The sequence below is a fragment of the Bartonella sp. AC10YNML genome (assembly GCF_042196825.1).
Taxonomy (GTDB): domain Bacteria; phylum Pseudomonadota; class Alphaproteobacteria; order Rhizobiales; family Rhizobiaceae; genus Bartonella.
This window is the reverse complement of sequence record NZ_JBHIRA010000014.1, coordinates 12,360-32,445: the sequence shown is the minus strand read 5'-3', so window position 1 is coordinate 32,445 and position 20,086 is coordinate 12,360. Positions and strand designations below refer to the sequence as shown.

16 protein-coding genes, 1 tRNA gene and 1 pseudogene are annotated in these 20,086 nt (G+C 34.7%); 7 read left to right on the top strand and 11 right to left on the bottom strand.

The genetic code is table 11. The features are described 5' to 3' along the window. Positions 1–246: 246 nt before the first annotated feature. Positions 247–309 carry a hypothetical protein gene (locus tag ACFINA_RS07445; RefSeq protein WP_375607396.1) on the bottom strand — a complete coding sequence of 21 codons (63 nt, stop codon included), beginning with the start codon at positions 307–309 and terminating at the stop codon, positions 247–249. 486 nt (positions 310–795) lie between these two features. Between ACFINA_RS07445 and ACFINA_RS07440 the strand changes: the two genes are divergently transcribed. Next, a tRNA-Thr gene (locus ACFINA_RS07440) sits at positions 796–871 on the top strand. A gap of 83 nt (positions 872–954) precedes the next feature. Here the strand turns inward: ACFINA_RS07440 and ACFINA_RS07435 are convergent. Continuing rightward, positions 955–1,155, bottom strand: a pseudogene (locus ACFINA_RS07435) (helix-turn-helix transcriptional regulator). 1,031 nt (positions 1,156–2,186) lie between these two features. Between ACFINA_RS07435 and ACFINA_RS07430 the strand changes: the two are divergent. Genes ACFINA_RS07430 through ACFINA_RS07420 form a run of 3 tightly spaced genes read left to right on the top strand, consistent with a single transcriptional unit; the run spans position 2,187 to position 3,221 of the window. Next, positions 2,187–2,849, top strand: a complete 663-nt coding sequence (locus ACFINA_RS07430) for a lysozyme (RefSeq protein ID WP_375607389.1) — start codon at positions 2,187–2,189, stop codon at positions 2,847–2,849. Further along, positions 2,846–3,073, top strand: a complete 228-nt coding sequence (locus ACFINA_RS07425; RefSeq protein WP_375607388.1) for a hypothetical protein — start codon at positions 2,846–2,848, stop codon at positions 3,071–3,073. Before ACFINA_RS07430 ends, ACFINA_RS07425 begins: the two co-directional genes overlap by 4 nt. Next, positions 3,006–3,221, top strand: coding sequence for a hypothetical protein (locus ACFINA_RS07420; protein WP_375607387.1), 216 nt, complete (start codon positions 3,006–3,008; stop codon positions 3,219–3,221). Before ACFINA_RS07425 ends, ACFINA_RS07420 begins: the two co-directional genes overlap by 68 nt. Before the next feature lie 1,527 nt (positions 3,222–4,748). Here ACFINA_RS07420 and ACFINA_RS07415 read toward each other — a convergent pair. Both ACFINA_RS07415 and ACFINA_RS07410 read right to left on the bottom strand, forming a co-directional pair. Then, positions 4,749–5,048 carry a hypothetical protein gene (locus ACFINA_RS07415; protein WP_375615345.1) on the bottom strand — a complete coding sequence of 100 codons (300 nt, stop codon included), beginning with the start codon at positions 5,046–5,048 and terminating at the stop codon, positions 4,749–4,751. Then, positions 5,049–5,213 (bottom strand): hypothetical protein, encoded by a 165-nt coding sequence (locus tag ACFINA_RS07410; RefSeq protein WP_375607385.1) that lies wholly within the window; start codon positions 5,211–5,213, stop codon positions 5,049–5,051. 429 nt (positions 5,214–5,642) lie between these two features. Here ACFINA_RS07410 and ACFINA_RS07405 point away from each other — a divergent pair, with 429 nt between their 5' ends. Next, entirely contained in the window at positions 5,643–5,765 is a 123-nt protein-coding gene (locus tag ACFINA_RS07405; protein WP_375607384.1) for a hypothetical protein, read from the top strand. Positions 5,766–6,836: 1,071 nt separating this feature from the next. Here the strand turns inward: ACFINA_RS07405 and lldD are convergent. Together lldD and ACFINA_RS07395 are read right to left on the bottom strand one after the other, a co-directional pair. Next, a complete protein-coding gene (gene lldD / locus ACFINA_RS07400; protein ID WP_375615344.1) occupies positions 6,837–7,988 on the bottom strand; it encodes an FMN-dependent L-lactate dehydrogenase LldD in 1,152 nt (383 codons plus the stop codon). 1,023 nt (positions 7,989–9,011) lie between these two features. After that, positions 9,012–10,100 carry a 2'-deoxycytidine 5'-triphosphate deaminase gene (locus tag ACFINA_RS07395; RefSeq protein WP_375607382.1) on the bottom strand — a complete coding sequence of 363 codons (1,089 nt, stop codon included), beginning with the start codon at positions 10,098–10,100 and terminating at the stop codon, positions 9,012–9,014. A 280-nt stretch (positions 10,101–10,380) separates the two neighbouring features. On the opposite strand from ACFINA_RS07395, the gene mutL reads away from it, so the two are divergent. Together mutL and ACFINA_RS07385 are read left to right on the top strand one after the other, a co-directional pair. After that, the gene (gene mutL, locus ACFINA_RS07390; protein ID WP_375615343.1) at positions 10,381–12,234 is read left to right on the top strand and encodes a DNA mismatch repair endonuclease MutL; all 1,854 of its coding nucleotides are present in this window, start codon (positions 10,381–10,383) and stop codon (positions 12,232–12,234) included. 109 nt (positions 12,235–12,343) lie between these two features. Further along, positions 12,344–12,580, top strand: coding sequence for a DUF2093 domain-containing protein (locus tag ACFINA_RS07385; protein WP_375608064.1), 237 nt, complete (start codon positions 12,344–12,346; stop codon positions 12,578–12,580). Positions 12,581–12,599: 19 nt separating this feature from the next. Here ACFINA_RS07385 and lpxK read toward each other — a convergent pair whose 3' ends face one another. The 5 genes from lpxK to ACFINA_RS07360 form a co-directional block, all read right to left on the bottom strand. Beyond that, entirely contained in the window at positions 12,600–13,640 is a 1,041-nt protein-coding gene (lpxK, locus tag ACFINA_RS07380) for a tetraacyldisaccharide 4'-kinase (protein ID WP_375615342.1), read from the bottom strand. Beyond that, complete coding sequence (gene waaA, locus ACFINA_RS07375; RefSeq protein ID WP_375610838.1) at positions 13,630–14,952, bottom strand: lipid IV(A) 3-deoxy-D-manno-octulosonic acid transferase; 1,323 nt, start codon at positions 14,950–14,952, stop codon at positions 13,630–13,632. Before waaA ends, lpxK begins: the two co-directional genes overlap by 11 nt. Before the next feature lie 2,125 nt (positions 14,953–17,077). Then, positions 17,078–17,323, bottom strand: a complete 246-nt coding sequence (locus ACFINA_RS07370; protein ID WP_375614747.1) for a DUF4170 domain-containing protein — start codon at positions 17,321–17,323, stop codon at positions 17,078–17,080. A gap of 45 nt (positions 17,324–17,368) precedes the next feature. Further along, positions 17,369–18,172, bottom strand: coding sequence for a 3'(2'),5'-bisphosphate nucleotidase CysQ (locus tag ACFINA_RS07365; RefSeq protein WP_375607339.1), 804 nt, complete (start codon positions 18,170–18,172; stop codon positions 17,369–17,371). Then, complete coding sequence (locus ACFINA_RS07360) at positions 18,159–19,490, bottom strand: TldD/PmbA family protein (RefSeq protein WP_375607338.1); 1,332 nt, start codon at positions 19,488–19,490, stop codon at positions 18,159–18,161. The genes ACFINA_RS07365 and ACFINA_RS07360 overlap by 14 nt, the downstream gene beginning before the upstream one ends. Positions 19,491–20,086 lie beyond the last annotated feature (596 nt).

The following is a 20,086-nucleotide window of genomic DNA, read 5'->3' as shown; positions in this document are numbered from 1 at the left end:
ACTCCTTATAAGATTAGAACTTATTAAAATTAATGAAGAAGCTTATAAAAATTATTCTACAAGTCTAACAAAATGCGTGAAATAAAAACTCATCTGTAAATAATTGCAATTGTGATAAAAAATATTTCGCACCTTCTCCCTATTGAGAAAATGGTAAGATAACAGCTTCAGTAACACTCTGTTCTTTTAAATCTGAAAATCGTCTCGCTAAAATATCAACTTTTTAGATATCTCATCCAAACTTTTTCATTGATTAGTTACCTCTCGAGAAAGTTCCTCAATGAATTTTTCTTGGTAAGCTAGCTTCATTTCTAGTTCTATCAGCCGATCTTCATCCGACATGATTTTTACTTCCCCTTAAATAAAAAAAACGTGATTAATGTTATTAATCCTCCTCCCTTCTTCTTCCCATAAAAATGAGAAGTAACTTTTCAACTAATTCTACTCATCTATTTACATTATAAAAGGTTTATGATGATCTTTATTTTCCCAATCACTCTATGCAACAAATTTCTTTCTTAAAAATCAGAAAAGTTTTTTATCTTGATTAAGTTATCTTAACACCATTTTCATTCTAAAGATCTACATTCCCAGCTTCTTAATTTAAGTGCTATCATAAATTGGAAAGCATTTTATAGCATTAAGGTCAAAGAATAATTTTCTCTGACTTTTACATACTTCTCCTTCAAATTATTATCATATGTATAAATTATTGAAAAAATGCATTCTTGCTTTTATACGTACTTTTAGCTATTACCCTCAAATTAGTTTTGTCTCATTGACTTACAAACCTATGCCGCATTAGCTCAGTTGGTAGAGCACATCATTCGTAATGATGGGGTCGCTGGTTCGAATCCGGCATGCGGCACCACCTTTATTAAGATGTTGAAATATATATATTTTTTATTTAACTATCTGTTTAAAGACCACCTTCTAGGATTTATACAATTTTATCTAATCTCTTGTTATTTGCTCCGTATTTTTCTCTGGAGTAAATGCTAAAACCTCTTTCTTTCTCCACCTCACTGCTCACCCTAGCTTATATGGCTCCGGCCCCCTCTGAAGCATCTAATTGCGAATCGTTGTTGTGGATATACTAAAAAGCTGTGCACACTCATGGATTGTTACATATCTATTGCCATCATCAAATATCATCCATTGCCTTTTTATTTTTTATGTTATGTAAATGGGCTGGGATGCTATGAGGAGAGAACTTCCTATATTTTCAAGCAGCTTTTTGTCAAAATCTTTTGTGTCTCTTGTGCTATTGCCTCTAAAAAGATTTCAATAGCTTGATTGATTTGTTTAAGAGGCTGCTGGAAACGTAGCCAATACAACACCAGACAAAGATGACACCATTGGACCCAAACCCAAACGCCCCACCAAATGCTTCATATGAAAAAGAAAATATATGAAACCGAACTACTTGTTCAAAATTATTACAGTACAATATTCTTAAAAAAACTATCAAATACCATTGGTCTATATATTGAATATGCTCCACTAATATATTGTTTCAGTTGGAAACAGACTGTAAGAGAGGAGAAATATCCATTATGTTGTTATGTAACAGTTTATTTAAAACCCTTCGTAAAGGTACTTTTTAATGGAATTAAGCAATTAGGGGAAAAAACAAAGAATAGTTAATTTAACTATAGATTTTTTTATTAAATATGTATAACACGTTATGTATACGCTTTATTGATTCTAAGATAATTTTTAGATATATAATGTTAAATTATAATGTTTTTTTGTTTTTATAAAAAAAATTCTGTGGTGCAATTTATGACTTTTGAAATTACTTAAAAATCAACACCTAATTATTTCATTAATTATTATGTCTCTTATTTTTTATTAAAAATGCTTTTTGTCATCGGAATTATTGAAGTTTTTTCAAGTAAAGTTCTTCTAAATCATTCTAGATCAACTGTAAGAATTTATGAGTGAAATCTATCTGATTATAAATGGAGTTATTATAAAGTTATTGTCTTTAGATGGAGATCAATTACTGTAAAATGAATAGTATTTAGCATAATCTTTATTCAAAAAATGATATGGATCTTAAAATAATTCACTATGGATATTTTGAATTTATTATGCCCTTTCGCTGTTCTGTTCTTAAAAATGAGTAGATGTAAGTTTTTAATTCATATCCTGCTTTGTGTAGTTTTTTATAGGTAAAAATAATGCGAAAAATATCAAAAGAAGGGCTTGTATTGATTAAGCAATTGGAAGGCTTGCGTTTATCAGCTTATGAAGATTCTGGTGGTGTCTGGACAATTGGTTATGGACATACAAGTGCTGCTGGTGCTCCAAGCGTTCACAAAGATATGCAAATTACGGAAAAAGAAGCTGAAAAAATCCTTCGTCAGGACTTGAGGGAGTATGAAGCTGTTGTTGAAAAAGCCGTTACCGTTCCTTTAAACGATGAACAATTCGCGGCATTAGTATCATTTTGCTATAATGTAGGAATCACAGCATTTCGCAGTTCTACACTTTTGAAAAAGCTTAATAAAGGTGAATATGAAGCGATACCAACCGAATTGCAAAAATGGACAAGAGTGGGAGGAAAACGTATCCAAGGTCTTGTCAATCGCCGAGCAACCGAAGCAGGATTGTGGGCAAAAGGAGCTCATGTTGCCCCCAATTATCATGTAGTAGAACCAGAAGGTGTAACAGGTATTTGCAAAGTAGAAGCTCTTGCACCAATCATAGGTTCTTTTTCAGGGCTTGGAGGTCTTTTTGCAGGAAATGGTCCTGTTCAATGGGTTCTAGCAGGCATTATGGTTTTAGCTGCTTGTACAGCTATGATATACATTGCTAAACGTTTTCAGGAACACCGCCTATGATTTTATGGATAAAAAAATATCTGACAATGACGTCAGCGCTCATAGCAGCTTTTCTTATAGCTTTAGTCAAAGCCTTTTTTCTTGGGAAAAAAATTGAGAAGCAAAAGCAAACAAAAGAAGATTTCAAGATAGCGACAACACGGCTTGAGGTAGAAAATGAAATTAATAAGAAAAGTGATGCTGATGTGCGCACTAAGCTTTCTAGCTGGTTGCGCGACGAATGAACGAACTTCTTGTATTGGATGGCTGCCAATTTATTTGAATCGACAAGATATCAATGTCATTAGTTCAAATTTGGCGAGAGATATTTTAAAACATAACGAACAAGGTGAACGTTTATGTGGTTGGAGAGATAAACGGAAAATAAAGTGATAAAGATACAACTCCTCTGAAACATTAATTAATGAAACGATTTGAAAAAGGTGGATATATTCAGACTAAAAGTAAAAGAACTTAAAAGGTTAAAACACTCTGGTGATCGATTGGATTTTATTAGAGTAACGGAGATGTCTGAGTTGAAGCGAAAGGATTCAACAGATTATGTTTGTGTAAAATGATTGAGTCTATTGATGTATTCTATGGGCATCTTTGTTATCCTATCAAAAGAAGGTGAGAAAAGATTTTATGGATTGCACTACTATCGTCGTTCAAAGAACTGATCATACACAAAGGTTCTGTTTTCAACAAAAATAACATCTAGAAGCTTGCATGCTTGAAGAAAAGCAATCTATGGAGCTATATAATGAATAATGGTAAGGCTTTTATGTGATTTGTAAATGACGTTGCTTCAGCTTCCTAATTATAATAATGATGTTGACGATAAGGAAAATACTTTCGCACTTTATCTGCTTTTTCATGCTAAAGTGGCGGGAAAACATTGTGAATGATCTTGGCTGTTAATTTTTCTATAGGTAAATTCCCTATATGGGAAATGACATGCAACTCCAATTGAGAAAACCAACAACCATTTTTGCTTTTATTTTTTAACTTAGCTTTTTTACTTTCAAAAGTTGCCTAGCAATTTCTTGAAAAATATTGCTTTACTATTTTAAGATAATTTTTTCCTGAAATAAAATCCTTCTTTTAAAATATTACTGTAATATCTTGCAAACTCATGTACTGCTTTTAGAGAAAGTTTGTAATAGGACCGTTTCTTTCACGGCGTTTATTGTGATGTGTATAACGGAAAAGTTAAGAGCGCGTATTATCTTTTCGAACATTCAACCACAATCTTATTTCATCCCAATATTTATCTTGAGAAGATACTTTTATAAAGATACTGATAATCTATAAATCACTCTCCCCTAATTCACCTTCTCACTCATCCTTCCATGCATTGCCCGTCCACCTTTTAAACCACCTTAAATTTTTGATATAGAATTTTTTCTTTAATTTTTATTTTTTATTGAATCATAAAATGATATGTCTCAATCTCACCTCTATGCATCTTTATACGCTTTGATTCTTATTTCTAAAGCCCAGACATCCTGCATATCGCACTGTTTTTATATTTAATATATATTTCTAGATTTATTCCTAACTTGTTAGAAAAGTTTTTATATTCTGATAGAAATATCTTCTATCAGTTCACTTTTTTCAAAAGATTCTGAAAGGATTCTCAAAAAGTCTGCAAGTTAAAGACTATTTAATACGTATTGTTTCTTTTCTAGAAATCAAAATTGGTGATGCCACATTCCTTACCAGAAATTGTGTTATTTGCAGAGCAGTCTGTATAAGATGGTGTAACCTCTTTTATGAAGTTAACTAAAGTTTTTTGAATTTCTAGCATATTGTTTAAAGACAAAAAACTCCCTTTTAATTTATACAAGCAGCTTAGACATCGGCTGATAATCCTTCCACTTATAAAAATCTTTTCTTTAATAACCCTCAAAACCACAATTAAAGTGGTGAAAGATAAAACAAGATTTTTAGGCGATCATAACGCACAATAAAATAAGACCAGTCTAAATGTTCAATGCTAACACCTGCTAAACAGTGGAAAATAAGTTTTAGCACGCCTTCAAATTGGAAGAGCTTAAGCCCCCGCGCGCTACGATGGGTTTCTACTCTCATCGTACGATTTACATTCCCTCTAAAACTTAATCGCTGTAAATATAAAAATCTTGAAGCCCATTCTAAATCCGTGAGAGTTTCTGGATCTTGCTGTATTAAACGTTGAAATTCCTCACAACTGCTCATCTAAAATGCTAACATTTTTACAAAAGGACGATAGTGGCGTTGTAACATCCCTAAAAAGTTTACGACATAACCTGAGAGATTATTGCTGATTTCAGGGGATAGAATCAATTTTTGTTCAAAGAAAATATCACTCATACCAACAAAAAGGTTTAGTCTACATGCCATGAGGAATGTCCTCAAATAATTTTGATATTTTTTTGATCGAATTTCTTTTGTCACCAATATCAGCAGCAACTTGTGTGGAATTAACAAAATTATAATTTTTTATCTTAAAATGTATCCATCATTTTTTACATTCTTTCATCTATCTAGCCTTCTTTTCACAGCTTCAAATGATAAAAAGTAACTGCAATGTTAAGTCGTTTTGCATCGAACAAATTTCTCGCAAACTATCCCGATTGGCTAGATGACAATCCATCCTCTATTTAAAGAGAGAAAAACTTTTCTTTTTTATTCAGCGATAAAGTAAATATTATCCAATTACTTATGAGTAGTAATTCGATCAAATGGAAACTGTAATTCTTTCTACTCTAAGTAATCTTGTACCCATTTATATAGGTTTAGGAAAGCGTTCTGTTATGAATATTCATAAAAATGCTTCAAAAATTGATATCAGCAAAACTTCTGTTTAAAAAAGGAAAAGATGTTCTCTTACCTGCTACTGAAGAAACTGTTCAGATTTGTCTTGATGTTGCTGAAGAGCTTCAAAAAACATGAAGTTATCCCAACGCTTACAAGTGTGCCAACAATTCAACTTTGAGATAATAGATCAGTGCTAGAGTTATGCCAATCTCAACAATCTGTTGTTGTCTGTGAAGAGCATAGTATCAAAGGAGAAACTTGGAGATGCAATTGTTAAATCGCTTATGGAACAAAACATTCTATGCCAATTTGTATCATTAAGCCCCCCCACCATCCCCATCTGCAATAAAAACGAACTGGATATTTTAACAAGTTATAAAATCAATCGAGGACGCATAAATAGTGTTAGAAATGACATACTATACAAAAAATATTCAACTGCTTCCTAATATGCTCGCCAGTTCAAAAACATCATAAATCATTGAGGATGCAAGAAAATAAGAAAGAAAAGCACATTAATTCACGCAGTTTTTCTCTCAGTAAACGAGCTTTTTTAAAGATAGTACGGATATTTTTTCATTGCTTAAAAACGTACTCCATAAAAACAATATCATATCCATATAATATATTATCCAATGAACTTAATATAAATAATATATAGATTATAGAAATATTATTTATTAGATACATTTTTATTATAATTATAGATTAAAATAAATACATATTGACATTTTTGGTAGTTTTATTTATATACAATAACTAATATTATTCTATATTAAAATAAAACTAAATGGATTTTATAAATTTACGTTTTATGCCAATGTGGAAAAGAAGTAATTAATATATTATATTTTAATGTTTTTTTATATACAGGAGGGAAAAATGCTCACAGCATTATTTATAGCTACTTTTTCTATATCAACAGTTGTTTTACCTTTAATATCAGCGCTTGTTCCTTTTTATCCGTAGAATGAGCTTTTAATAAAGTAAATAAAATATGTATGCAATGTTATTATTGTTTTTTTTCGTGTTTATTATTATTAATATTTAATATTACTGTAGTTACTGAGTATTTTCTGTGATTTTATAGAGGAGCTTATTGATATTTTCTATTTAACTTTAACTGTCAACATATTTTTAAAATATATAATTATGCTCCTCTATAAAAATACTTTCTTTTTCTGAAAGAAGTATAACATATTTCTTTCATTGCTTAAAAACATCTATATTTACTAAACTCTTGCGTGTAATATCTTTGATTGTCTGAGTACCAGTCAGTGTCATAGCTACCCGCATTTCATTGGCAAAAAGATCAAGGAGATGCATAACACCTTTCTTACCTGCTGCTGCAAGCGCATAAACAAAAGCACGGCCAATCATAACAGCATCCGCACCTTGTGCTATCATGCGTACAACATCAAGACCAGAACGAACACCAGAATCCGCTAAAATAGTCAAATGATCCTTTACAGCATCTGCAATTTCAGGCAACGCTCGTGCTGTTGATAATACACCATCAAGCTGGCGTCCACCGTGATTGGAAACAACAATACCATCAGCACCAAATCGTACGGCTTCTCGCGCATCTTCTGGATCAAGAATACCTTTCAAAATCATTTTTCCTTTCCAAAAATCGCGAATCCATTGTAGATCATGCCAACCAATTGAGGGATCAAAATTTGCACCAAGCCAACCAACATAATCATCCAATGCAATCTTCTTTTTGAGATAAATGGAAACATTTCCAAGATCATGAGGGCGCCCCATAACACCAACGTTCCAAGCCCAATATGGATGAGTCAAAGCTTGTAAAAAACGACGTAAACCAGCATAAGGACCAGACATACCCGAATGCGCATCACGATAACGTGCACCAGGAATTGGCATATCAACTGTAAAAACCAACGTGCGTACACCAGCCAACCAAGCCCGTTCTAGTGCATCACGCATGAAACCGCGATCTTTGAGAACATAAAGTTGAAACCAAAATGCACCTCCAATCGCTTCTTGCACTTCCGCAATAGGACAAACTGAAACAGAGGATAGTGTAAAAGGAATCCCTTTTGCCACTGCAGCACGCGCTGCTTTTACCTCTCCACGACGTGCATACATGCCCGTTAGCCCAACAGGTGCGAGCACAATCGGTAGACCAAGTGTCTGATCAAAAAGCTTGATTGAAAGATCAACTTCACCAACGTGGCATAGAATCCTTTGACGCAGTGCAAGTGCTTGAAGATCTGTACAATTATGTCGCATCGTTTCTTCAGCATAAGCCCCACCATCAATATAGTGAAAAAGAAAGGGAGGAAGACGACGCTTTGCTGCCTTACGATAATCAAGTGTTGAAGAAATAATCATTGATGGCACCATTATTCCTAAATGAAAAGAGAAAACATCCTAAAACGCATAAAAGCGAATCCATGTACCTACCTATTCGCTATTCTCCCAAAGCACTCTATTGAATAGATAGAAGCAACAGAGACTGCAACTTTCTAAAAAAACTAATTGATAAAAACAACGTCTTTATTGCTCTTATCCAAATTTAAAATCTCACAGTATGAAGTATCATTAATAACGTATCTACTCATATATTCTTCATGTGCAATTAAAATGTTATACTCTCTTTAAAGCAATCCCTCTTCGAAAGCGATTGCTCCGTAGCTTAATTAGTTATAATTTAAAGTCGCGTCTCTCCCCAAAGATCCTTACATTATCAGTTATTAAGAATATAGAGTGTCATTAAGTATAAATCATCCCCCCCCAAAAGATGAAAAAATCCTTTATTAATACTGGAAATAAAGCTGTCGCATACATGCAGAAATCTTCGTATATCAATATTCAAAATTGAGATATTTTACTTATTCATAAAAGTTTATAAAAATATATAGTGCCTAATGCACATAAAGCATAAAAACTTTTAATGTTCATACCAATAGAAACTATTCATATTTAATTGAATAATTTTCTAGCAATATTATATCTTGAGGCTATAAATGAGTTACTAAAATTAGAACAATGTTTATTGAAAATAATTGTTACTAAACTGGAGTAAAAATTTATTTATTAGCTCTATTGAATTTTAGTAACCTATTGATTTATTATAATAGTAAATATGAATAACATATTGAATATAGTAAATTTCTTTCATTGTAAATTTTGTCATGATGAAATAATCAAAACTATTCTTTTGCACAATCATAAATGGAGTTCGTATAGATAGAATCTCTTGAAAAAAGAAATAAAAATGCCTCTCATATCCTCTCAAATACAAAGCCCTAATCTTGGAAAATGCATGGCGCCGGTTTTTTAAAGAACAAAAACTTTTCTTTTATTCACAATATATTTCCTGCGTACATGTTATCAAAATTTGTGGTTTCCAACTCATTTAAAATGCTTAGACAACTTTAAACCCTGTGCTTGATAATGTGATCCAACATCATGTCCATAAAGGGTTGAGGGCCGATTAAGCATATGTTCATAGACCAAACGACCAATCATTTGGCCATGCTCTAAGATAAAAGGAACTTCATGGCTTCGCACTTCTAAAACCGCTCTTGCTCCTTTTCCACCCGCTTCCATATGCCCAAATCCTGGATCAAAAAAGCCTGCATAGTGCACCCTAAACTCACCAACTAAAGGATCAAAAGGAGTCATTTCTGCGGCATAAAGCGGAGGCACATGAACAGACTCTCGTGAAACTAAAATGTAAAACTCATCAGGATCAAGAACTAGCTCTCTGTGATCTCGATCAAAAAGAGGTTCCCAAAAATCTAAAACGTGAGCAACGGCGCGTTTATCAATATCAATAACGCTTGTATGATGTTTACCACGATAACCTATAAGCCCGTTTTCATCTCCCTTTAAATTAATGGAAAGTCCAATACCATCAGCACTAATATTAGGAAGATCTTCCGATATCAGTGTTTCTTGCCTTTGCAAAGTGTGCAACTCAATTTCATTTAAATAACTTTGCCCTTTTCTAAACCGAAGCTGTGATAAATGTGAGCCAGTACGTACCAAAATTGGAAATGTTCGTGGACTAACTTCCAAATAAAGTGGACCATGATAACCAGCACAAATTTTATCAAATTCCTGAGCATTATCCGTAATGACACGTGTAAAAACATCTAACCGCCCCGTGGAACTTTTGGGATTGGCAACAGCAGATAAAAATTCTGGTAAAGCTAAAGTTTCCAAAAGAGGAACAATATAAACACACCCCGTTTCTAAAACGGCTCCGTCTTGTAAATCAAACTCATGCAACTTTAACCGTTCAAGCTTATCCAAAACTTTTGCATCAGAACCCGGCATAAAAGAAGCACGTATACGATAAGCTTTCTCCCCTAAACGAAGATCAAGGCTTGCTGGTTGTATTTGAGATCTATCAAATGGATACTGAGCCTTGAGAAAGTTATTATCAATCAAAGCTTGTATATCACTATCTGCTAAAATACCGCTTATACGCGCCATATATTGCCTTCCCTTTTTACTGTATTTCTTTTTGACCTAGATGATCCCTTGGTGCAAGCCATTTTTAAGGTGATAAAAACTATTTTTTTTGTTTTTTTCAAACTGATTTGTTAACATAAAATAAAATACTTTGAATAATGAAGAACATTTTGCCTCTCTTTAAAAGTAAACAAGAGGTATTGTAAAAATAATATTTTCATGCTCTCTTATTCTTGAATGTCGCGCAAATGGTGTTATCATAATTTCTTATAAACCCTTAAGATTCCTGTTAGAATTTATTATGATTATACGCCATCTTAGCGAAAATATTATTAATCAAATCGCCGCTGGTGAAGTTATTGAACGACCAGCAAATGTTGTCAAAGAACTTGTTGAAAACGCTATTGATGCTGATGCAACGCGCATTGAAATCATTACAGCAAGTGGTGGAAAAAATTTTATCAAAGTTAGTGATAATGGTTGTGGGATTCCTGCAGATCAGTTAACTCTAGCAGTTTCTCGCCATTGTACCTCAAAGATTACCGATGATGTACACAATATCTGCTTCCTTGGGTTTAGAGGAGAAGCCCTCCCCTCTATTGGTTCTGTTGCAAAACTTAAACTCACTTCACGAACAAAAAATGCTGAGAGCGCTGCTGAAATTTCCGTTACTGCAGGAAAAATTGTAGGCCCCAAGCCAGCTGCTGCAAATCCTGGAACAATTGTTGAAGTTCGTGATCTTTTCTTTGTCACACCGGCACGATTAAAATTTATGAAAACTGATCGGGCTGAAACAAATGCTATTAGCGATATGATTAAGCGAATTGCTATCGCATTTCCACATATCCGCTTTTCTCTTTCAGGACTAGACAGAACATCTATAGAACTGCCTGCTACAGAAAATAATACTCAAGGACAATTACAACGTATTACGCAAATTATGGGAAAAGAATTCGCCCCTAATAGCATTGCGCTGAATGCTGAACGCGAAGCAGTGCGCTTAACGGGTTTTGCTTGCTTGCCATCTTTTAACCGAAATAACAGCCTACATCAATTTGCTTATGTTAATGGGCGTCCCGTGCGTGATAAATTTCTATGGAGTGCACTCCGAGGTGCTTATGCTGATGTTATGCCCCGTGATCGTTATCCTGTCGCTATTCTTTTTATTGATCTCCCACCTGCTGAAGTAGATGTTAATGTTCACCCAGCTAAAGCTGATGTACGATTCCGTGATCCAGGATTAATTCGTGGTTTGATCGTTGGAGCTATTCGTGAAGCATTGCAGCAATCTGGTATTCGTCCGACTTCAACCCGTTCTGAAGCAATGCTTACTGCATTTCAAATACAACAACCATTGGCACAACAACCATCAGGCAATTTTAAGAACACTCACCAGTTCTCTTCTTATAGCCCACAGCCTCATCATTTTACCAGCGCTTCAATGATTCACAAACCCTTAGATATTACTAGTTCTTTTGGTTTAAAAGAAGATGCTACTCCTATTATGGAGGGCTTAAATATACCAAGTGGAGATGCATACATTCCAAGCACGATACCTTCATCAGAAGAGTTATCTTATCCACTAGGAGCGGCCAGAGCACAAATTCATAAAAACTATATTATCGCCCAAACACAAGATAGTTTGATCATTGTCGATCAGCATGCAGCTCATGAACGATTAGTTTATGAAGCACTCAAAAATGCACTTTATTCCAAACCACTTCCTTCACAGTTATTACTTATTCCTGAAATTGTAGAACTCTCTGAAGAGGATGCAACATGCCTTTTAACGCATAAAGATGCTTTGCAAAAATTTGGATTAGGAATAGAACCATTTGGGCCAGGAGCAATTGTTGTGCGTGAAACCCCTTCCATGTTAGGAGAGATCAACGTCCAAGCTCTTATTAAAGATCTTGCAGATGAAGCCGCTGAGTATGATACAACAAACAATTTAAAAGCAATGCTTGATTATGTTGCAGCAACGATGGCCTGTCACGGCTCAATACGGTCAGGGCGCCTTTTACGCCCCGAAGAAATGAACACACTATTACGACAAATGGAGGCAATACCTAATACAAGTACATGTAATCATGGACGCCCTACTTATATTGAACTCAAATTGGCAGATATAGAACGGCTTTTTGGCAGAAAATAAGCTCTTCATCATTTTTACAAGAAAAATATTTTAAAATTAACTCTCGACTTTATAATATATTTTATGGCACTTTTCTTGAATCTCTTGTATCAAGTAAAAAGGAGTTATAATGTTTCCCAATGGTGAACGCGAAGCAAAAATTCATTATTCTAATAACGGATATGACATTATAGAATATGGTACCTATACCATTTGTGCTGTTAGCGGGCAAAAAATCCCTATAGATGATTTAAAATATTGGAATCATCACCGCCAAGAAGCATATGCTAGTTGTGAAATATCCTATCAGCGTGAACTTGAGTGCAACCCATATCTCAAGCAATTATTAAAAACAAAAGAAAAATAACCTCTCGAAAGCTACAAATTTAGCCTTTGCCTTTTAGACAAGAAAATTCAAGGGAACGTTTTCTAAAGCGGGTCATGACCTCTTCAAGGACCATACGACAGAAGTCTTTTTGAACAAAATCGACATTCACATCAAAGACAATAAGATTTTTCAAACCTTTTTGCGTGTGAATTGTCTGTATACGGATATAATCTTTAGCTGTTGTTGCTAGCCATAAATTGTGCATTTTAGCTTTTTGTATAAGGCTTTTTAAATTTTTATCTGTGAAAAAATAGTGGTCTGGATATATGTAAGTTTGCACCACATGACCGGACAATTCTTTAATAGATTTAAAAAATTTATCTGGATTGCCAATACCAGCAAATGCCAAAAATGATTTTCCTGAAACCTCATCAGAGGCACTGGCTTTAAGATGAGCACGATATAAAGGCTTTCCAGTACGCGAAACAAGAAAAGCGACATTATCAGGCGCATCGGAATGACCAATCAATAAAACACTATCCATAAAAGAAAACTGCGTTTTTAATGGTACGCGCAAAGGTCCTGCTGGAAAGACAGCTCCATTACCAAAACCGCGCATCGCATCAACAACGAGTAACGCATAATCTATATAAAGACGGCGACTTTGAAATCCGTCATCCATTAAAATAAGATTACATCCCTCTTGTTTAAGCCGTTGTGCTGCTGCATAACGATTAGGTGATACAGCTACAAAAGCATGCTGTGCAAGTAAAAGTGCCTCATCTCCGACACTATATGGAGTATCATATTTCTCATTTACAAGATGTACCCCTTTAACTGATCCACCATAACCACGAGATACAATACCAGGTACGAAACCAAGTTCTTTAGCCACTTTTGTAAAAGCAATAACAACCGGCGTTTTACCCGCACCGCCACATGTAAAATTTCCAATACACAAAACTGGCAGATCAATCACGGGAGGCTGTCTTGTCATAAAACGACTTGAAAAATAACCATACCCCCATGAAACTGGAGCTAACACAAAACGCAAAAAGCTTTTATTTTTCCACCAAAAACGAGGGGCGCTAATATGCATATCTACCCTGACGCTGACGTAAACCTGTTTGTATTACAAGGGGTTGTAAAAATGGATCTAAAATCTTTAATGTGCGCTCAAATGCACCTGCCATACCTGTCGCCACTTCATGAGCCTTATCAACCATTTCTTGCCGCAATGTTTCATTTGTTAAAAGCTTATACACCTGAATAGCAAGCTGTTTTGTATCTTGAACCATATATGCTGCATCATGTGTTAGAAATTGTTTGAACATCTCTTGAAAATTTGAAACATGGGGTCCTGTCAAAATAGCGGAACCAAGCAAAGCCAATTCCAATGGATTGTGTCCACCATTTCCACATAAGGATTTACCAACGAAAGAAACTTTCGATAAGCGAAGAAAAAGTCCCATTTCTCCAATGGTATCTCCCCATAAAATATCGGTATTCATGTTTGGAACAGCATCTCTACTCCTACGAATAAAACTTAACCCCTTATTATCGCATTTTCTGATAAGATCTTCTGAACGTTCAGGATGACGAGGCACAATAATTGTTAATAAATCTGGCAAATAATTTTTAACAATTTTATGGACCTCAAAAGCAATCTCCTCTTCCCCTTCATGCGTTGAAACAGCAGCCCAAACTGGGCGATTGCCGATAGCATTACGATAACGTGCAAGCAATTCTTGATTTTCAACCAGAAAAACATCAGCCTTGAGATTACCAGAAAACGTAACAGATTTTACGCCAAGTGTATGGTAATAAGCTACATCTCTTTCATTTTGACCAATCGCCAAATCAATATCCTTAAAAATATGTTTGGCAAGAACACGTCGTTTTTGCCAAGCTTTAAAAGAACGTTCAGACATATGGGCATTAACCAAAATCTGCGGAATACGCATTTTTGCAAGTTCTTTAATACGAAGAGGCCAAATTTCTGATTCACAAATTAAGACGAGATCAGGCTTCCAATGACGAATAAAACGGCGCACTGCAAAATCTAAATCCAAAGGAGCATATTGATGAATCAACCGATGACCAAAATGTTTTTTTACAAGAGTGGAAGATGTCACCGTCCCAGTTGTCATTAATACATTGATTCCTAATGATAAAATATAATCAATAAGTGGAACAAGCGCAAGTGTTTCTCCAACACTTGCTGCATGCAACCAAACTAACGAACCTTGGGGACGGGCATGAGAACTTTTGCCTAAACGCTCTTTTTTGCGACACCACTCTTCTTTTCCACGGATAGAACGAAAAAATAAATAAAAAGGAATAACAGGACATAAGCAAAAACCAATTATTCGATAGGTTAAAAGAGCCGCATGTGCCTTTAATTCTACCATTTAAAATCACCTCATCCAGCTATTTTAAGATATCTATATACTTATTTTGTTAAAAAATTCATCAACACTATTGGGTGCATCAATTATTTTAAATACCACACGTATCTTGGATAAAAAACGCTTCCGCCATGAGAAAACTCAATACACAAAGAAAAAAGAAACGTAATTTTATCCCACGTTTTTTCAAAAATCTTCCTATAAGAATAACATATACACATTATTTGAATTCCCTTTAATGAAGTTTTTTCAATTATATCGATTTATCATTTCAATTTGCACCCTATAAAAAATTTACTCAAAAATAACAAAACTACAATTCAGTTGATTATAATTTTGAAAATATAAATGATAAACCTATGACATAGATTGTATCATTTTTTTCAACTCACTGAATAAATACTTCTTATGATTTTAGTGAGACTTTGAATTTTGCACGTTGGTATTTTTGGGGAAAAACTTATTTTTAAATATGTTAGATGTTGTCAATTTTTCAAAAAAAAAAAACAACAGACATTACAACCTGTATAAATACAACAAATAAAATATGTTTAAGCGGTAGCTCAATCTTTATGATTTTATCCCAATGCAGCAGCATGTTTAAAACAAAATTGAGGCGGTTCAATGCAGTACGAGCTACTCCAAGCTTTTGTATGCCAGATAGGGGCAAGTGTATTGTGTATCTCTGTTTGGGTAATCTCTGAAACGTGAAAATAGCCTAATTTAGGGAGAATATGAAAACGTAAAGGTGCAAACCAGTTTCCATCTTTACCATCATTTTTTAATTCAGCTTTAGGATTTTCAAAAGTATCTAGAGTAATGTCTTTTCAATAATGGAGATTACGCATTGCTTCATGCTTTTGTTTTTCACGTTCTTTAATAGAGTCACATCCGTTATAAAGAACAAAACGCTCCAAACAAATAATACACTTGAGTTGCATATTCCCAGGCTTTTTAAAGAAACATACCCCAATGCCCGCTCCCAAGCCCGTTTCACAACGACTCCCACGAAAGGCATAGCGTAAAATCTATTGAGCCTTTACGCTTGCTGCAATAGCACACCGGCATCATCACACTATTTTTCAACTCCTAATGTCGTGACAACCCTTAGCTCCTAAGACGGTTCATTATAGGCATTTTTGCTCCTTTCTTAAACAATTTTTATTCATATGTTGGCCCCACTTGTGATGTGCAAACACGTGATTTTGATTGATTCAACATAAACAAGTTTGGAATGAGAAAAATCTACGATATTCGGGACTCTCACCCAACTTGCAAAACGATAAATTATATATATAAAACTAATCTTTAAACAAAAATTTTGTAAAATATAGAGCTATCATTTTAAATTGTGAAATATAATCTCTTAAAGGTAATCCCGAAAAATCTAATCTTGTTTAATAGAGAATTTCTTAAAAGTATTAAAACAATTTGAATAAGAGTTTTCAAAACTTTAAATCCTCTCTTTTGAAAAGAAAGCGCAATATATTATTCCTTTTAAGATTGTATATCATCAACACAAAATGATTAACTTATAGATTATAGCTTTAAACAAATACTCAAAAAAACTTATAAGGTAAATTAACTGCAGAAATCTATTTAGTTTCTCTAAATTTCTAATTTTGGTAAGCTTCTAATGACTTTCATGGTTTCTAAGCTTATAGTAATAATTCGTTGAAACAATTCTCATGGATAAGTAAAGTTGCCAACGTTCTCAACAGGGCAGTGATTGGCATCATTAGCAATGTTATGCTTTTTATCAGCCTTAACGCATTAATATCTTATACCTCATTCAAGCACAGGATGACTATTCACACTATAATTATGAACTTTGAGAAAAACCTGTCATGATAATATTGCTGTTGTAAATAGTTTAATGGAGCTATCTTACACTTTGTATTAAGCGTAAAGATGATCATGCGAAATAGATTTATATCTTGACAAGGGCACCATTATGAAATGAGCTGAGAGCTTTGAAAGATATTTCCTTAAGAAAACATATAGGTTTTAAACAACATGAATATTCTTTGCTACGGCATCTTTTTTTACCCGAATAACAATGCCATGGAAGGGACGATCACAAAAGTATGAAGCAATCTACAGGCTATAATGACCAAATATTTAAGCTTTATTCTGCATTGCTTGATTCAGCATCAAGAAACTGATGCAAATCTACAATGTAATAACGTTGCAATGCATTATCTACACTGCTTTGTGCCTTTGCCTGCCATGCTTCTTGAGCGGATTGATAATCTGAAAAAATACCAACCACATCTAAATCATCAGGATTCTTAAATTGATTACTGTTAAGACTTTTTAATTCCCCACCAAATACAAGATGTAAATATTGTTTTTTTTCCTTTGTTTCAGTCATATGTGCCTCCATATCATTCAAATGATTTTAGCGCTTTTTATGTGATTAAACTAACTTTGCTTGACGAACAACATCTATCATATCCTGACAGCAATTATTTTTACCAGCAATTAAAAGCCCATATTGGTAAGGTTCAATTCCATAAGATAGTAAAGGAGTATCAAGTGATAAAAAACACCCTCCACACTCCTGCAAAATAAGATCAGCAGCGGCAATATCCCATTCATGACAATTTGGACGAACTAATACGATATCAATTTCATCTTGAGCAACAAGAACAATACGATAAGCAAGAGAAGGAAGATAATGGTAAAGACTGACTTGATTGAGAAAATCATCTGGTAATTTTTGTGCGAGCGATTTATCAAGTGAAATTTTATATTTTCGATGAACCTCAAAGGCTAAACGAGGAAGTTTTATTCCATTTAATGTTGCTCCTTCACCCGTTACAGCTGCATAAACATCCCCTTGAGCCGGACATTGTAAAACGCCCACAATAGGACGCCCATTCTCAATAATAGCAACAGAAATACACCAATAAGTACTGCCAGAAAGAAAACCACGTGTCCCATCAATAGGATCAACGACAAAGGAGCGCTTATAATCTTGTTGTTCTCGATTATCTTTTGTTTCTTCTGAAATCCATCCATAATTTGGACGTGCTCCAAGAAGCTTCTCTTTCAAGAAATGATCGACAGCAAAATCTGCCTCACTGACCGGGGAATTACCTTCTTTAATCCAGACATCCAACGTGCATCCAAAATACCGCATTGCTAAATCTCCTGCCTCTCGACAAACGTCACGCAAAAGATTTAAATCAGAAGAATGATGCATGTTATTTTCCTGCAAGTGTCATCCCTTCAATTAACAATGTTGGAGCTGCTGTACCATAACGCCGATCAATATCATTGGCAGGTGTTAAATGTGCTAACATATGAAGCAAATCAGAGCCTAGGGTTACTTCACTCACCGGATAAGCAATTTCACCATTTTCAATCCAAAAACCGGAAGCCCCACGACTATACTGACCAGTAATAAAATCAATGCCATGACCGAATAATTCGGTCACATAAAATCCATTTCGCAAATCTTTTATCATATCGCAAGGCGATACTAAACCCGGTTCAATAGCAAAATTTGTACTGGTCGGCTGCACTAATGATGCCGAACGCATACCGTGTCCATTTGTTTTAAGTCCCAATTCACGCGCTGTAGATGATGAAAGAAGCCAATTTTTTAAAATACCATTTTCAATAATATTGAGTGTTTTACCCTCTACCCCTTCTCCATCAAAAGGATGAGAAGCATTTCCACGTAATCGCAAAGGTTGATCGGTTACATTAACATTAGGCTTCATCACTTCCTTGCCTAGGAAATTCTGTAAAAGACTCGTTTTTCGAGCCACAGAGGCTCCATTGACCATAGATGCGATATGCCCTGCAATTCCACGAGCCGTACGCGGATTAAAAATAACATCAACGCCCCCAGTCGCCGCACGAACTGCACCCAAACGTCGAACTGCACCAAGCCCTGCATTCTTTCCCACAGTTTCTGCTGCCTCTAAATCAGAAAAATGTAAGGCTGTTGTATAATCATAATCCCGCTCCATCTGTGTTCCTTCACCTGCAAGAGCACTACAAGAACGTGAAAAACAACTGGAACGATAGGCTCCACAAAAACCATCACTGGTCACAAGAATAAGTCCACTACGGCCATAAGCTGTTGCAGCGCCACCAGAATTGCTTACACCTTTAACATCAAGAGCTGCTGCCTCCGTTTTTAAAGCATCTTCTGTTAAAAAATGACTGCTGGGTATAAAATCATCAAAAAGATCAAGATCTTTAGGGTTCTTAACCAAACACTCTTTATCTGCCAAACCTTCAAATAAACTATCGGGAGAAGCTTTAGCCATTGCAATAGCACGTTCCGCAAGTTCTTGCGGATAAGATCCTAAATTAGCAGAAACACTTGCTACTTTTTTTCCAACAAAAACCCTTAGAGTAAAATCATTGCTCTCTGCAGATTCTGTCGATTCGACTTTCCCAAAACGAACAGATACACTGGTGGAATGTGCATGAACAATAACAGCATCAGCAGCGTCGGCCCCAGAACGCCTTGCTGCTTCAACCAATGAAACAGCTTTCTCAATCTGGTTCTTGTCAGTCATTATAGACTCCCTAAAATATTTTATTATTTACATTGATAAGCATTCTGACAAAAGATTATGCACATTTCATGCATTCTTTTTCTTTTAATGCATTAAATCATTTCCTTTTTCGCTTCTTTATGAAAAGATGCAATATGTCGTAAAATCTCTTTAGTTGCAAGATTGCTCATTGGACCTTATCATTTTAGAAGCCAAATCTCCACTGACAATCAAATCAACAGAACATTGACAATTAACAAAAGTCTTAGCAATAACACTTGAATTTAAGCCAAAATCCTCAAAAATTCGAAAAGCATAAAATGATCTAAATCACAGGTCTTCCTTCCTCTGGGTAGTAAAAAACCTACCTCATCTCTTTCCTATAGCATTCTTTAATTTCCAAGCAAGAATCAAGAAAATGCCTTATATTTGTATACACTTCTTTTCTTCTATAAACTCTCTCATAATGAGACGGCACTCTTGTAAATGAAACAAAACTTAAACAGAGTAAAAAATATTTCCTTCCATTATGGTTTCAACAAAATGAGCAGTCATAAACTTCTTTACCCTAATGGACGTAATATCATAAAGAACTCATTTTTTATATTTAAAAGTAA